The 14,655-nt window shown below is 67.4% G+C and carries 14 protein-coding genes and 1 other RNA gene; 6 read left to right on the top strand and 9 right to left on the bottom strand.

What is annotated here, in order from left to right; translation table 11 throughout:
• A partial coding sequence (locus tag QN357_RS12615) for a DUF4191 family protein (protein WP_323504954.1) occupies positions 1–270 on the top strand: 270 nt, incomplete at its 5' end.
• Positions 271–354: 84 nt separating this feature from the next.
• Here QN357_RS12615 and QN357_RS12610 read toward each other — a convergent pair.
• On the bottom strand, positions 355–798 hold the full coding sequence (locus tag QN357_RS12610; RefSeq protein ID WP_134446505.1) for an RDD family protein: 444 nt from the start codon (positions 796–798) through the stop codon (positions 355–357).
• Positions 799–942: 144 nt separating this feature from the next.
• Here QN357_RS12610 and glnA (QN357_RS12605) point away from each other — a divergent pair, with 144 nt between their 5' ends.
• Entirely contained in the window at positions 943–2,367 is a 1,425-nt protein-coding gene (glnA, locus tag QN357_RS12605; RefSeq protein WP_134558421.1) for a type I glutamate--ammonia ligase, read from the top strand.
• A gap of 65 nt (positions 2,368–2,432) precedes the next feature.
• On the opposite strand, the gene QN357_RS12600 is transcribed toward glnA (QN357_RS12605), so the two are convergent.
• Together QN357_RS12600 and glnA (QN357_RS12595) are read right to left on the bottom strand one after the other, a co-directional pair.
• Positions 2,433–5,465 carry a bifunctional [glutamine synthetase] adenylyltransferase/[glutamine synthetase]-adenylyl-L-tyrosine phosphorylase gene (locus tag QN357_RS12600; RefSeq protein ID WP_322140803.1) on the bottom strand — a complete coding sequence of 1,011 codons (3,033 nt, stop codon included), beginning with the start codon at positions 5,463–5,465 and terminating at the stop codon, positions 2,433–2,435.
• Between the two features lie 6 nt (positions 5,466–5,471).
• The gene (glnA, locus tag QN357_RS12595) at positions 5,472–6,809 is read right to left on the bottom strand and encodes a type I glutamate--ammonia ligase (protein ID WP_134446491.1); all 1,338 of its coding nucleotides are present in this window, start codon (positions 6,807–6,809) and stop codon (positions 5,472–5,474) included.
• 100 nt (positions 6,810–6,909) lie between these two features.
• Here glnA (QN357_RS12595) and panB point away from each other — a divergent pair, with 100 nt between their 5' ends.
• On the top strand, positions 6,910–7,782 hold the full coding sequence (panB, locus tag QN357_RS12590) for a 3-methyl-2-oxobutanoate hydroxymethyltransferase (protein ID WP_134446490.1): 873 nt from the start codon (positions 6,910–6,912) through the stop codon (positions 7,780–7,782).
• A gap of 3 nt (positions 7,783–7,785) precedes the next feature.
• On the opposite strand, the gene QN357_RS12585 is transcribed toward panB, so the two are convergent.
• Positions 7,786–7,974, bottom strand: a complete 189-nt coding sequence (locus tag QN357_RS12585) for an SPOR domain-containing protein (RefSeq protein WP_134558423.1) — start codon at positions 7,972–7,974, stop codon at positions 7,786–7,788.
• Between the two features lie 12 nt (positions 7,975–7,986).
• On the opposite strand from QN357_RS12585, the gene map reads away from it, so the two are divergent.
• Both map and ppgK read left to right on the top strand, forming a co-directional pair.
• Positions 7,987–8,853: a type I methionyl aminopeptidase gene (gene map / locus QN357_RS12580; protein WP_134446488.1), complete on the top strand. Its 867-nt coding sequence runs from the start codon at positions 7,987–7,989 to the stop codon at positions 8,851–8,853.
• A gap of 17 nt (positions 8,854–8,870) precedes the next feature.
• A complete protein-coding gene (gene ppgK / locus QN357_RS12575) occupies positions 8,871–9,635 on the top strand; it encodes a polyphosphate--glucose phosphotransferase (protein WP_134446487.1) in 765 nt (254 codons plus the stop codon).
• Positions 9,636–9,706: 71 nt separating this feature from the next.
• Here ppgK and rnpB read toward each other — a convergent pair.
• The 5 genes from rnpB to QN357_RS12550 form a co-directional block, all read right to left on the bottom strand.
• An RNA gene (gene rnpB / locus QN357_RS12570) (RNase P RNA component class A) lies at positions 9,707–10,077 on the bottom strand.
• Positions 10,078–10,099: 22 nt separating this feature from the next.
• Positions 10,100–10,837 carry a zinc ribbon domain-containing protein gene (locus QN357_RS12565; protein ID WP_134446486.1) on the bottom strand — a complete coding sequence of 246 codons (738 nt, stop codon included), beginning with the start codon at positions 10,835–10,837 and terminating at the stop codon, positions 10,100–10,102.
• 73 nt (positions 10,838–10,910) lie between these two features.
• Positions 10,911–11,732, bottom strand: a complete 822-nt coding sequence (locus QN357_RS12560; RefSeq protein WP_134558425.1) for a Nif3-like dinuclear metal center hexameric protein — start codon at positions 11,730–11,732, stop codon at positions 10,911–10,913.
• Between the two features lie 92 nt (positions 11,733–11,824).
• Entirely contained in the window at positions 11,825–13,555 is a 1,731-nt protein-coding gene (locus tag QN357_RS12555) for a purine-cytosine permease family protein (RefSeq protein WP_134558426.1), read from the bottom strand.
• Between the two features lie 38 nt (positions 13,556–13,593).
• Positions 13,594–14,097, bottom strand: coding sequence for a DUF427 domain-containing protein (locus QN357_RS12550; protein ID WP_134446483.1), 504 nt, complete (start codon positions 14,095–14,097; stop codon positions 13,594–13,596).
• Positions 14,098–14,162: 65 nt separating this feature from the next.
• Here QN357_RS12550 and QN357_RS12545 point away from each other — a divergent pair.
• On the top strand, positions 14,163–14,655 hold a 493-nt coding region (locus QN357_RS12545; protein WP_323504953.1), incomplete at its 3' end, for a universal stress protein.

The following is a 14,655-nucleotide window of genomic DNA, read 5'->3' as shown; positions in this document are numbered from 1 at the left end:
CCGCGCACCCGGACCGCGCGCATGCTCGAGGAGGAACGCCGCACGGTCACCCGTCTCGGCGGTCACGTGCCCGTCACAGTCCTCTCCGTCGGTCCGGACTCCGACGCCGTGCCGTTGCACAAGCTCGCGAGCCGTCTGCGCAAGATCAAGCCGAGCCTGACCAAGGCAGAGGTGCTCGCCGTCAACAACCGGCTGAGCTCGATCACGAAGAAGCTTCCGATCCCGAAGGGTGTCGATCCCACCAAGGCCCGCCCCCAGCGCGGCAACTAGGCGCGTCCACCCATCCATTCCGCACGTCAAGAACCCCTCGTCGTCACGACGAGGGGTTCTTGCGTCTGCCTGTCGGCGCGCGGCTCAGCCGCGGACGAGGACGGTTCCGGCGACCTTGTCGTGGAAGCCGCGCTGGTCGGAGTCCCAGACCAGTGCGGGGAATGCCAGGCCGAGAAGCACGGAACGCACAATCGGCCGCCACGGACCGACCCAGCCGCCCGCGAGGGGGATCACCCGGAGTCCGACGAGGCGGTGGCCGATGCTGCCGCCGATCGTCGGGATGAACACGACCTGGAGCAGGACATAGGTCCCGGTCACGACAAAACCGTTGTAGTCGAGGAACGTATAGCGGAACACCGTGAATGCCAGCGCCATCGCGAGGGCATAGTCGATCAGGAGTCCCAGCATCCGTCGCCCGGCGCGGCCGATGGACAGTGGGCCGGCGTCGGGAAGCCCGAGTCGCTCCCCCGGCCATCTGCTCGGCGGGAGCTGTCCGAAGGTGGTCGGTTGCGAGGCAGAGGGAGGCACGGGATGATCCTAGCCAAGGGCCCCGCCTGTAACATGTGAGAAACAAAGTCGTCACAGTTGAGTAATGCTGCCGTAATACTCTCTGGGTAGCCGCCGTGCGCGACTTTCTGTCATTAACGCCCTCGTCGTTTGGAGTAAAACCGCATGTTCCGCGATTCGTCAGAAGTACTCAAGTTCATCAAGGACACTGACGTCAAGTTTCTTGACATTCGCTTCACCGATCTTCCTGGTGTGCAGCAGCACTTCAACATCCCCGCGTCGACCGTCGATGAGGAATTCTTCACGGTCGGGCAGATGTTCGACGGTTCGTCGATCCGCGGCTTCGCGTCCATCCACGAGTCGGACATGCAGCTCATCCCGGACGTGACGACGGCATACGTCGATGCCTTCCGCGCCGAACGCACGCTCATTATGCTTTTCGACATCTACAACCCGCGTAACGGTGAGATCTACTCCAAGGATCCCCGCCAGGTCGCGAAGAAGGCCGAGAAGTACCTCGAGTCGACCGGCATCGCCGACACCGCGTTCTTCGCCCCCGAAGCCGAGTTCTACATCTTCGACGACGTGCGTTATGAAGTGAACCAGTACTCGAGCTTCTACGCCGTGGACTCCAGCGAAGGCGCCTGGAACTCCGGCAAGAAGGAAGAGGGCGGCAACCTCGCCAACAAGACCCCGTACAAGGGCGGATACTTCCCCGTCAGCCCCGTCGACCAGCACGTCGACATGCGTGACGACATCTGCCTCAAGCTCATCGACGCAGGCCTGATCCTCGAGCGCAGCCACCACGAGGTCGGCACCGGCGGACAGGGCGAGATCAACTACCGCTTCGACACCATGGTCCACGCGGCGGACGACCTGCTCAAGTTCAAGTACATCGTGAAGAACACGGCGCACGAGTGGGGCAAGACGGCGACGTTCATGCCCAAGCCGCTCTTCGGCGACAACGGTTCCGGTATGCACACCCACCAGTCCCTCTGGTCCGGCGGCAAGCCGTTGTTCTACGACGAGGCCGGCTACGGCGGACTCTCCGACATCGCCCGCTGGTACATCGGCGGCCTGCTCAAGCACGCCCCGGCCGTCCTCGCGTTCACCAACCCCTCGGTGAACTCGTACCACCGCCTCGTCCCCGGCTTCGAAGCCCCGGTCAACCTGGTCTACTCTGCCGGTAACCGCTCGGCCTCGATCCGCATCCCGATCACGGGCACCAACCCGAAGGCCAAGCGCATCGAGTTCCGCGCGCCCGACGCCTCCGGCAACCCGTACCTCGCCTTCGCTGCCCAGCTGATGGCCGGCCTCGACGGGATCAAGAACCGGATCGAGCCGCACGAGCCGGTCGACAAGGACCTCTACGAGCTCCCGCCCGAAGAAGCCAAGAACATCCCGCAGGTTCCCGCTTCCCTCGAGGAGGCGCTGCTGGCCCTCGAAGCCGACCACGACTTCCTCCTCGCCGGCAACGTGTTCACGCCCGAACTGATCGAGACCTGGGTCAGCTTCAAGCGCGAGCAGGAAATCAAGCCGCTCGCGCAGCGTCCGCACCCGTTCGAGTATGAACTGTACTACGGGGTCTAAACCGCACCGAGCCTGACCATAACGGGTCGTACCTCTCGGGGTACGGCCCGTTCGTCGTTCCCCGGTCAGCCGGCGAACGGGCCCGCGTGTTCGACGGGGCCGTAGAAGCGACGCTCGAACACGGCGCGGGCGCGCCGGGTGACGGCGAGGTAGTCGTCTTCGAGCCGGTTGGCGGAGCCCGGCGGGTATTCGAGGATCCGGGCGATGCCCTCGAGCTGGATGCGGTCGGTCGGGAGGGTGTCCGCAGTCCGGTTCATCCACAGGGTCATCGCGGACCGGCAGCGGGAGGTGAAGATCCACGCCGCCCGGAGGGTCTCGGCATCCGAGTCGCTCACGAGCCCGGCCCTGGCGGCGGCGTGCAGTGCACCGAGGGTCGAGTGCGTGCGCAGCTCGGGGATCGCCGCGGCGTGCTGCAACTGCAACAGCTGGACGAACCACTCGACGTCGCTGAGCGATCCGCGGCCGAGCTTGAGGTGCCGGTTCGGGTCTGCGCCCTGCGGTAACCGTTCCTTCTCGACGCGGGCCTTCATCCGTTTGATCTCCCGGACAGCCTGGTCGTCGATCGCGAGCGGGAAACGAACCGAGTCCGCGAGGGTCTCGAAGTCGGCAAGCAGCCGGGCATCGCCGGCGACGCCCCTGCCCCGCAGCAGCGCCTGCGCCTCCCAGGTCAGCGACCAGCGCCGGTAGTACGCCTCGTACGAGTCGAGGGATCGGGCGACGGGCCCGTTCTTGCCCTCCGGGCGCAGACCGAGGTCGAGGTCGAGCGGCAGGCGGCTGTCCTCGGTGAGGCGTTTGAGTTCCCTCGCGATGAACATCGCCCGGGCATGCGCGGCCTCGCCGCTAAGTTTTCCGGCCCGGAACACGTACATCACGTCGGCGTCGGACCCGAAGCCCAGCTCGGCTCCCCCGAACCGGCCCATGCCGATCACGGCGAACTCGATGCCGTCCGCGTCGCCGTCGGGCTCGCCCCGGAGGCCGGTGCCGCGGATCGCCGCGGTGACGCCCTCGATCACGGTCGCGGTGACGTCGGTCAGGCCCGTCGCGAGCTGGTCGATGCTGATCCTGCCGAGGATGGACGAGAAGGCCAGGCGCAGGATCTCGCGGCGCCGCGCCGTACGGAGGACGGATGCCGCTGCTTCCGGCGTCTGGTGGCGTGCCAGGACCGCGCGGGACTCTGCGCGCAGCACGGCGAGGGGCCGCGGACGCAGGTCGTTCTCGTTCTCGAGCCATGCGACCGACTCCGGAATGGTTTCGAGGAGTTCGCCGACGAACCGGGACGAGGACAGCACCCGGGTCAGCCGTTCGGCGGCGCCGGAGGAGTCACGAAGCATCCGCAGGAACCAGTAGGTCGACCCGAGGCTGTCGCTGAGGCGCCGAAAGGCCAACAGGCCGTAGTCGGGGTCGGCACCCTCGGAGAACCACTGCAGGAGGACGGGAAGGAGGTGGCGCTGGATCGTCGCCCGACGGGAAACGCCCCCGGTGAGCGCGGCGATGTGGGCGAAGGCGCCCTTGGTGTCGCGGAAACCGATCGCCGCGAGCCTGGCCTCGGCCTGCGCGCTCGTGAGAACGAGCTCACCATCGGGCAGCGCGGCAACGGCGGAGAGCAAAGGCCGGTAGAAGAGGCGCTCGTGCAGTCCACGCACCCGGTGTTTGGTGTCCGCCCAGCGCGTGCTGAGCTGGGCGGCTCCCGAGGCGAGTCCGGTCGCCCGGGCGAGGATGCGCAGGCTCGCCTCGTCGCGCGGCACGAGGTGGGTACGTCGCAGGCGGTAGAGCTGCAGGCGGTGTTCCATCAACCGGAGGATCCGGTAGTCCTGCGAGAATTCCGCCGCTTCCGCGCGACCAACGTAGCCGGACTCGGCGAGGGCCGCGAGTGCGGGGAGGGTGCCGGCCTGTCGCACGTCTTCGTCGGCCTGGCCGTGAACGAGCTGGAGGAGCTGCACGGTGAACTCGATGTCGCGCAGCCCGCCGGGGCCGAGCTTGAGCTGGACATCGACCTCGTCGTCGGGGATGTTGTCGGTCACCCGTTCCCGCATCCGCTGCACAGACTCGACGAAGTTCTCCCGGCTGGCGCTCGTCCACACCTTCGGACCGACCGCGGCGAGGTACCGTTCACCGAGCCCGGCATGGCCGGCGAGCGGCCTCGCCTTGAGCAGGGCCTGGAATTCCCAGCTCTTCGCCCACCGCTCGTAATACGCGATGTGTGAGTCGAGGGAACGCACGAGCGCCCCCGACTTTCCCTCTGGACGCAGGTTCGGGTCGACCTCCCAGAGTTCGGGTTCGAGCGTCGGCTGGTTGAGGCCGCGCATCAGCAGGATCGCAAGCCTGGTTGCGATGTCGACCGCACGACCGGACTCGAGCCCGGTTTCGGGGTCTGCTTCCGCGACGAAGATGACGTCGACGTCGCTGACGTAGTTGAGCTCCCTCGCCCCGGCCTTGCCCATGCCGATCACGGCGAGCCGGGTGGAGCGCACCTGGTCGACGGGGAAGACGCCAGGGGCGGCAACGGGGGCAGCCACCATCGTTCGCGCGACGGCGAGGGACCCCTCCAGCGCGGCGGCGGCGAGATCGGACAGCGCCCTGGCGACACCGTCAAGGCCGGCGACGGGGTCAGCCTGTTCGAGATCGAAAGCGGCGACCTCCGCGAGCCTCCGCCGGTACCGCACCCGGAGCGCAACCCAGCCGGCGTCGTCGACGAGGGCAGCGAAGCCGTCGACGGCCCCGACCGAGGCGAGCAGATCCCTGGTGAGTTCCTCGGGGCCGGGAAGGGACCGTGAGCGGGTGGCCAGGACGCCGAGCTCCTCCGGGTGCCGCAGGAAGAAATCGGTCAGGCCGCGGGACGCGCCGAGCACGAGCAGGAGGCGCAGCGGAGCGCCCGGGCAGGCCAGGAGGGCCAGGAGCTCCGCCGGTGCCTGCCGCAGCAGGGCGATCAGGCCGGAGAGTGCTGCGTCCGGGCTCGCCGTGCGGGCGAGCAACGGCAAGAGTTCTGCCGAATCGGGCCCGCCCCTGGTGACGACCTCGTCGAGGCACGCCCGGACCTCACCGAGTTCAGCGAAGCCGACCCTCGCAAGTTCGGTGAGGGTCAGCGCCTCTCGCGCCATCGTGCGCTACAACATCTCGAGGTTCTTTTGCAGCTCGAATGGAGTGACCTGAGAGCGGTACTCCTTCCACTCCTGCCGTTTGTTGAGCAGCACGTAGTTGAACACGTGCTCGCCCAGGGTCTCGGCGACGAGTTCGGATTCCTCCATGAACTGGATGGCGTGGTCGAGGCTCGCAGGCAGCTGGCGGTAACCGAGTGCGCGGCGCTCGGTGTCGCTGAGCCCCCAGACGTTGTCCTCGGCTTCCGGAGGCAGCTCGTAGCCCTCTTCGATGCCCTTGAGGCCGGCAGCGAGCATGAGCGAGTATGCGAGGTACGGGTTCGCTGCGGAGTCGATCGCCCGGTATTCGATGCGGGAGCTGTTGCCCTTGTTCGGCTTGTACAGCGGCACGCGGATCAGCGCGGACCGGTTGTTGTGGCCCCAGCAGACGAAGCTCGGCGCCTCATCCCCGCCCCAGAGCCGCTTGTACGAGTTCACGAACTGGTTCGTGACTGCGGTGATCTCCGGTGCGTGCTTGAGCAGGCCCGCGATGAACTGACGCCCGGTGCGGGACAGCTGGTACTGCGCGCCCGCCTCGTAGAAGGCGTTCGTCTCGCCCTCGAAGAGGGACAGGTGGGTGTGCATGCCCGAGCCAGGCTGGTCGGACATCGGCTTCGGCATGAACGTCGCGTAGACGCCCTGCTCGATAGCGACCTCCTTGATGACGGTGCGGAAAGTCATGATGTTGTCGGCCGTCGAGAGGGCGTCCGCATACCGGAGGTCGATCTCGTTCTGGCCGGGGCCGGCCTCGTGGTGGCTGAACTCCACCGAAATGCCGAGCTCCTCGAGCATCCGCACGGAACGGCGCCGGAAGTCGTGGGCGGTTCCGCCGGGGACGTTGTCGAAGTATCCGGCGGAGTCGACGGGCACCGGCCCGTCCTTGCCGAACTTCGACGACTTCAGGAGGTAGAACTCGATTTCAGGATGCGTGTAGAACGTGAAGCCGCGATCCGCCGCTTTCGCAAGCGTGCGCTTGAGCACGTTGCGCGGGTCGGCAACCGCGGGCTGACCGTCGGGGGTCGTGATATCGCAGAACATGCGTGCGGTCGGGTCGACTTCGCCCCGCCACGGCAGAATCTGGAACGTTGTGGGATCCGGATGTGCGAGGACATCCGCTTCGAAGGACCGGGTCAGGCCCTCGATGGCCGAGCCGTCAAAACCGAGACCCTCTGCGAATGCGCCCTCGACCTCGGCCGGTGCGATCGCCACCGATTTCAGGGTGCCGACGACGTCCGTGAACCAGAGACGAATGAACTTGATGCCCCGTTCCTCGATGGTACGAAGAACGAAGTCGCGCTGCTTGTCCATCCACGCCCTTTCTTGTTGATCACTAGGTTACTGGCTGTCGTGACCTCGCGTGCGAAAACGGCCCCGGCGGGCGGAATCGGCCGCTGGCTACACTGGAGGCATGCCAGAGTCGACCGCGTCAGATGCTCCCCGTTCCGTCAATGACCTGAATCCCTTCGTTCCCGCCCCCGCAGGACCCAAGCGGGTGCGGACCCGCCATTTCTCGAACGCGAAACAGCATGGAATCCCGATTACCGGCCTGACCAGCTACGACATGCTCACGGCGCAGATTTTCGACCAGGCCGGGATCGATTTCCTCCTGGTCGGAGACTCGGCGGGGAACAATGTCTTCGGCTACGAGACCACTCTTCCCGTCACCGTCGACGAGCTGATCCCGCTCACCCGTGCAGTCGCCCGCGCCGTCACCCGCGCCCTTGTCGTCGCTGACATGCCCTTCGGCTCCTACGAGACCGGCCAGACGGAGGCCCTCCACACCGCGGTGCGGTTCATGAAGGAAGCACAGGCCCACGCGGTCAAGCTCGAGGGCGGGGTGCGCAGCCACAAGCAGATCAAGAGAATCGTGACGAGCGGTATCCCCGTGATGGCCCACATCGGTTTCACACCGCAGAGCGAACACGGTCTCGGCGGCCACATCATCCAGGGCCGCGGCGACGCCGCGGAGAAACTCCTCGAAGACGCCCTCGCCGTGCAGGACGCCGGCGCGTTCGCCGTCGTCCTCGAGATGGTTCCGGCGACCGTGGCCGCGGAGGTCACCAGCAAGCTCGAGATCCCGACGATCGGTGTCGGGGCAGGACCAGACGTCGACGGCCAGCTGCTGGTCTGGACAGACTTCGCCGGCATGACCGAGGGCCGCGTGCCGCGTTTCGTGCGGCAGTACGCCAACGTGCGCAGCGTCCTCACGGATGCCGTGCACCAGTTCAAGTCAGACGTCGAGAGCGGCGTGTACCCCGGGCCGGAACACAGCTACGAATAGCTGTCAGCGGTCCTCCGCAGCGTCCTCCGCCGACCATTTCGCGCTGTTCGCGCGGAGCTTCTCCAGTGCGTGGGCTGCCTCGTCGCGGGTGGGGAACGGCCCGACCCGATCGACGGCGAGAGAGACCATTCCCTCCTCGACGGCGCCCGTGCGCAGGTTGTACCAGAACTGGTGCTCAGTATCTTCGGCCATAAGCTAGATCCTATGCCTAAGGATTCCGCCGGTCACCTCTTGCCAGGCCCGGTATCCCCCATCCGTCCCGTCCCCGCCAGGATCCCCCGTCCGGAATACGTCGGCCACGCCGCACCGGCGCGATTCACCGGTTCCGACGTCTACCCCGCCGCGAAGATCGAACTGATCCGTGAGGCCGGCCGGATCGCCGCGGAGGCGATCGAAGCCGTCGGCCGGGGCATCCGCCCGGGCGTGACCACGGAAGAACTCGACCGGATCGGACACCAATTCCTGATCGAGCATGACGCGTACCCCTCCACGCTCGGCTACCGGGGCTATCCCAAGTCGCTGTGCAGCTCGGTCAACGAGGTCATCTGCCACGGCATCCCCGACACGACGGTCCTCGAAGACGGAGACATCGTCAACATCGACATCACCGCCTTCAAGAACGGCGTCCACGGGGACACCAACGTCACGTTCATCGTCGGGGAGGCGAGCGAAGCGGTGACGCTCCTCGTCGAACGCACGAAGGAGGCCCTCGCCCGCGGTATCAAGGCCGTCGCCCCCGGGCGTCAGGTCAACGTGATCGGCCGGACCATCGAGTCATACGCCAAGCGGTTCGGCTACGGCGTCGTTCGGGACTTCACCGGCCACGGGGTCGGCGAGGCCTTCCACTCCGGCCTGATCGTCCCCCACTACGACTCTGCCCCGCAGTACGACACCGTGATGGAGGTCGGCATGGTCTTCACGATCGAGCCGATGCTCACACTCGGCGGCACGGACTGGGACATGTGGGCGGATGACTGGACCGTGACGACCAGGGACAAGAGCATCACCGCCCAGTTCGAGCACACCCTTGTCGTGACCGAACGCGGCGCAGAGGTCTTGACCCTCCCCTAGACGGTAGGTTTTCTACTATGAGTTCTCAGACGGCCATCGGCATCGACATCGGCGGGACCGGCATCAAGGGGGCACTCGTCGATCTTGCGACGGGCGCGCTGCTGACCGACCGCGTCAAGCTCCCCACGCCCAAGGGCGGGCGCCCTGCCGACATCGTCGAGACGACCCGCGTCATCCTCGAAAGGGTCAGTGCCATTGCTGGCGTGACGGATGTCCCCGTCGGCATCTGCTTCCCCGCGATCGTCAGGCACGGACGGACGATGTCGGCCGCCAACGTGTCCAAGAAATGGATCGGCCTCGAGGCCGCGGCCCTGTTCGCAAGGAGCCTCGGCGCACCCATCACGTTCGTGAACGACGCGGATGCCGCGGGGTACGCCGAATCCCAGTTCGGTGCCGCGCAGGGGGTGGAGGGCGTGGTGATCCTGACCACCCTCGGCACCGGCATCGGCACGGCGCTCCTGAACGACGGGGTGCTCGTTCCCAACACCGAACTCGGTCACCTGCAGATCGACGGAGTCGACTACGAGACCCGCGCCTCGTACTCCGCGCGGGAACGGGAGAATCTCTCCTGGTCGGCCTGGGCGGCACGCCTGCAGAAGTACTACTCCACGCTCGAGGCGCTCTTCTCCCCCGACCTGTTCGTCGTCGGCGGCGGCGTCTCCAAGCACCACGACGATTTCCTGCCCCTGCTCGCGCTGCACACGCCGATCGTCCCGGCCGTGCACAAGAACAACGCCGGCATTCTCGGGGCTGCGGCCCTCGCCGTGAAAGACCTGGACTAGACCAGGACCGGTCTCGTCCCGTGGTCGGGTGACGGCACCCCGTGGGGGAAGCGGCCCCAACGGGGAAAAGGGGAATGGGCCGGCTGGTACGCCGGGTTCTGTCCCGGTTTTCACCGGGGACGGCCATCTATCTCGGGACTACGTTGCCGCAGCCCTCTAGCGGTCTACCCGGAAACTCGGCGAGCCGCCTTAACGTTTCCTGTGTGACCTTGCTCCGGACGAGGTTTACCGAGCCGACCAGGTCACCCTGGCCTCTGGTGGTCTCTTACACCACCGTTTCACCCTTACCACCGAAAAACGGTGGCGGTCTACTTTCTGTGGCACTGTCTCGCGGGTTACCCCGGGTGGGTGTTACCCACCGCCCTGCTCTGTGGAGCCCGGACGTTCCTCGGCAGCCGCTCCCCCGAAGGGAACCGGCTGACGCGGCCGTCTTGCCGACCCATTCTTCCTCCCAGACTACAGGATCAGATTCCGGACTCCTCCGTGCGCACAAGGATCGCACCACAATCCGGGCAGAACAGCACCTCGTCGGCCGCAGACGACCGCACGGACTCGAGGTCGCTTCCGGTGAGGGTGATGGTGCATCCGCTGCAGGTGCGCTGGCGCAACAGCGCGGCAGCGTTCCCGTGGCCGCTCACGAAGAGCTTCTCGTAAAGGCTCGCGAGATCCGGCGCGATCGTCCCTGCGATCACGGCCCGGTCGCGGCGGAGTTCCTCGAGCTGGCGGTGCAGGGTGGCGAGGTCGGCGTCGCGTGAGGTCTCGGTCTCCTCGACTCGGGCGGCCAGCGCGTCCCGTTCCGCTTCGACGACCGCAACAGCGGATTCACGTTCCTCGAGGCGCTCCATCACGGCGATCTCGATCTCTTCGAGGGCGAGCAGCCGTTTGCGGAGTGCGGCGAGTTCGGTGTCGAGCGCCTGGACGTCCTTGACCGAACTCGTCGTCTGCAGGCGTTCGTCGTCGCGCTTGATGCGCTTCTCGACGACCTCGACGTCGGACTCGATCCGGTTCAGTTCGAGACGAACGTCCTCGACTTCTCCGTGGAGAGTCGTGAGGTTCATCCGGGTCTTGTCCGCGGTTCCGGCGAGTGCGGTGAGTTCGGCGTGCTGGGCGAGCGCCCTGGTCTGGTGGTCGACCTGCTGGAGCCTGATGTCGAGAGCCTGGAGCCGGAGCAGTTCCTTCTGCTCGATGGGGGATGCCTTCACTTGAGTCCTGACCTTCACGGGTATTGAGTTCGACCGGCCCGGTGGCCGGATACTGTCGGTGGGGTTGTGCAGGTTACTGCACGATGACGAAGTCCCACGGGTCCGTGCGCAGATCGCTCACGTCCACCCGTAGTCCCGGAAAAGCGTTCCGCAACGCGTCGGCGGCGGTGTCGAGCCACAACCACTCGCTCGCCCAGTGTGACACGTCGATCAGCGCCGGTGTGTTTCCGTCGAGCAGCGCCTGTTCCCTCGCCTCGGAGGCCGGGTGATGACGGAGGTCGGCGGTGATGTAGACATCCGCGGCCAGCACGGACGGAACGCTGAGCAGGGAGTCCCCCGCTCCACCGCAGAGCGCGACAGAGCGAACCGGTGCGGTGTACTCCCCCGAGACGCGGATCCCGGAGGCTGTCGCGGGCAGGATCGTCGCGAGGCGCCGGGCGAGCTGGCCGAGTGTGGTCGGAGTCCCGAGCAGCCCGACCCGCCCGATACCGGTCCCTGGCACGGTTCCCGCGGTGATCGGCTGGGCGTCCACGAGTCCGAGTCGCGACGCGAGGACGTCGGAGACACCGTCGACGACGACATCCGCGTTCGTGTGCGCGGCGAGGAGTGCGCAGTCCGACCGGATCAACCTGGCCAGGAGGGCACCCTTGTACCGGTCCTCTGCGATGGACGTGACTCCGCGAAGAAGGAGCGGATGGTGGACGAGAAGGAGGTCGGCACCGACCTCGATCGCCTCATCGACGGTCGCGGAGACGGCGTCGACCGCGAGGAGGACGGAATCGACCCGGTTCGACGGGTCGCCGCTCACGAGTCCGGGTGCATCCCACGTCTCCGCACCCGACAACGGCCAGAGCTCGTGGACGGTCCGGGTGATCTCTGCGAGCGAATAGGACACCCCGTCAGCCTACCCGTGCGCTACCCCGGCCATTCTCAGGGCGCCGACTCGCAGGCGCCGGTCTCACGACACCCACCCGGCGACCCGTGGACTCACCCCGCGGACGCCGGGGTCCTGGCGTTCTCCTGCCTGCGGATCGCCGGAATGCCCGCGAGGAGGGGTGTCGCGAGGCCCAGGGCGAAGACGATCAGGACGCCGGGGTTCGTCGCCGCGAATTCCCCGCCGGGGTCGATGCCGAGTGGTTCAAAGAGGTATCCCTGCCAGGCCGACCAGCCCTCCCCAGGGACGAGGAGTCCCCAGCCGACCACGCTGAAGACGACGAAGGCGGCCAGATTGACCCAGCGCACGTCCGCATACGCTCCACCGCGCTTCAGGAGGCTGCGGGTGTCGTACCGATTGGCGCGCACGAACGTCTCGGCGGAGAACAGCCCCGACCAGGCCGCGACCGGGATCGCGAGGGTCAGTGGCACGGTGAGGAACGCCGCCCGGACACCCAACCCACCGGACGGCAGGAGGAGCAGTGCCGCGCCCATCGCCGTGAGAGCGACTCCCGCGGCCCGAGGGAGCCCGGAGGACAGCGCCGCGGCCGCCAGGCCGCCCGAGTACAACGTCAGGATCAGTGCGGAGAGCACGGTGACCGTTCCGAGCAGAAGCAACGGCCATTCGAGACCGGCGGGCAGGAGCGCGGCGAGCGTTCCGACCGGGTCGACGGCGAGGTCTGCTCCCCGCTGGCCCTGGGACGAGACGAGCAGTGCCCCCCAGGAGGCGAGGACGAGGGCAGGTACCCCGACCCCCGCGAGGAGCCAGAGAACCGCATTCGATCCGGAACCGGACCTGCCCTGATAGCGTGCAAGGTCTGCGCCGCTCGACGCCCAGGCGAGTCCCAGGTAGGCGAACACGAGGGTGACCCCGCCGAACACCGTGAAACCGCTTCCATCCGGAACAGTGAGCGCCGAGCCCACGTCGACGAGTCCGGCCGAGAGCACCATCACCGCGATCACCAGGGCGGCACCTGCGACGGCGAGCACGGCCTGAACGGAGCGGATGAGCGCATAGCCGAAGAGCGCGACCACGGTCGCCACGATCAGGACCGCCAGCGCGGGGAGCGGAACGGACCCGTCCCTGGTTCCACCTGCCAGCGTCGGCGGCCTCGTTGCTGCGGTCACGGCCCGGCCCAGGATGGCGAGGAGCAGTGCGCCCCAGGCCATCCGGACAAGCAGGGCGAACACGGTGGGAACGACGTTTCCGATCACGCCGAACGTTGCCCGCGACAGCATGACCATCGACTGCCCGTTGCGCCGACCGGCCAGGGTTCCCAGGCCGAGCGGGATCAGTGAGAGCACGATGCCGAGCACGGTGACGAGTACGACCTGGCGGATGCTGAGTCCGAGGTAGGCGAGGCGCGCACCGACCGCGACGCTGACGACGGATGCCATGACCGCGAACCAGAGACGGAAGACCCGGCTTCCGCGTCCGACCCGGTTCACCACCGGGGTCGGAGCCTGTGCGTAACGCTCGATCACGAGCCGCGGCTCCTCGGCGAGAGCGGCATCGACGAGGACGATTTCGTCGTCGCTGACCCGTGGACTCGCCACGGGCGCGGCCACCCCCGTCGGTACGTCGTCGGCGTCGTCGGGCAGGTCGTCGTCGACTCCGAAGCCGACGATCTCGGTCGCGGCCGTCCTCGGCGCGCTCCCGTCCAGTGGCGTGATGCCCAGTTCGATCACGGCCGGTGACTCCACCGTGAGCGCGTCGTCGTCAGCCGGGGAGGCGGGTTCGGGCGGAACGGGGCCGTCCTGCCCCCTCGGGTACCTGTCGGACATGCCCCGAGTGTAGCCAGATGCCCGAAATCGCGGCAGGTCTACCAGCCGAGGGTGCCCGGCTCCCCCTTGAACGGCCCGACGACCCGCGAGGTGATCCAACCGCCATAGAAGGATCCGGCCTGCGCGTGGACGACTTCACCGTCGACAGTGCAAAGATCCATCCGCCCCGGATACAGTGCGATCCGGCCCGCGAGCGATTCGAACCCAGGCTCGGGCTCAGGGTAGGTCCAGGCAGCGCCAACGGCACGAGCAGTGCCGGACACGACGGTCAGGTATGACGCGGTTCCCTTGTATTCGCACACCGATCGGCCGTCCGCCGGCACGAGAGAACCGGGGCGGAAGGCATCGCGGGGAAGGTAATACGCCGGCGGGTGGCTCGTCTCGAGCACGCGGACCGCGTTTTCGGTGCGCGCGATCTCGAGCCCACCGAAGCGGATCACCACTTCCTCGGAGACGGGCTCGACCCTGGGCGGGCGCGGGTAGTCCCACACCGATTCCTGGCCGGGACCGGGGACGACCCTGTCCCTGTGTGCGGATGTCATCGGGCCATAGTAGCCCGGCGGTCCGGCGGCGGGCTGGCAGTGCACCCCGGGCGTACACTGCGGGCATGACGGAGAACGTGATCGTTGCGATTGACGGCGGGCCGGCCAGTGCTGCAGCCCTGGATTGGGCGATCACCCGAGCGGTCGACCGCTCGTCCGCCGAATCGGACGCACAACCGATCGAGCTCGAACTCACGACCGTCGTCGAGCTGGGTTGGTCGCCGCACGACGTCGCCCTCAGCTTCCAGCCTGCCTACGAACGCGCGCTGGCCGCGGCGACCCATGAAGTGGAACGCCGGGCTCCGGGGTGCCGCAGGACGAGCTACATCCGACACGGTGTCCCCGTCGACGAGCTCGTCAGGGCATCCGCTTCTGCGGACCTGATGGTGATCGGCTCGAACAAGACCGGGCTCCTGACCGGCGCCGTCTACGGGACGCTCCCCCTCCGCCTCGCGGCGCACGCGCACTGCCCGGTCGTCGTCGTTCCGGCGACGTGGCGACCGCGGATCGGCCCTGTCGTCGTCGGGTTCGACCCCGACCCCCCCCGCCCGGAACCCC

Origin of the sequence: Cryobacterium sp. RTC2.1 (genome assembly GCF_035018685.1) — a bacterium.
Taxonomy (GTDB): Bacteria; Actinomycetota; Actinomycetes; order Actinomycetales; family Microbacteriaceae; genus Cryobacterium; species Cryobacterium glucosi.
The sequence above is the reverse complement of the archived record's forward strand: the minus strand, read 5'-3'. Positions and strand labels throughout refer to the sequence as shown.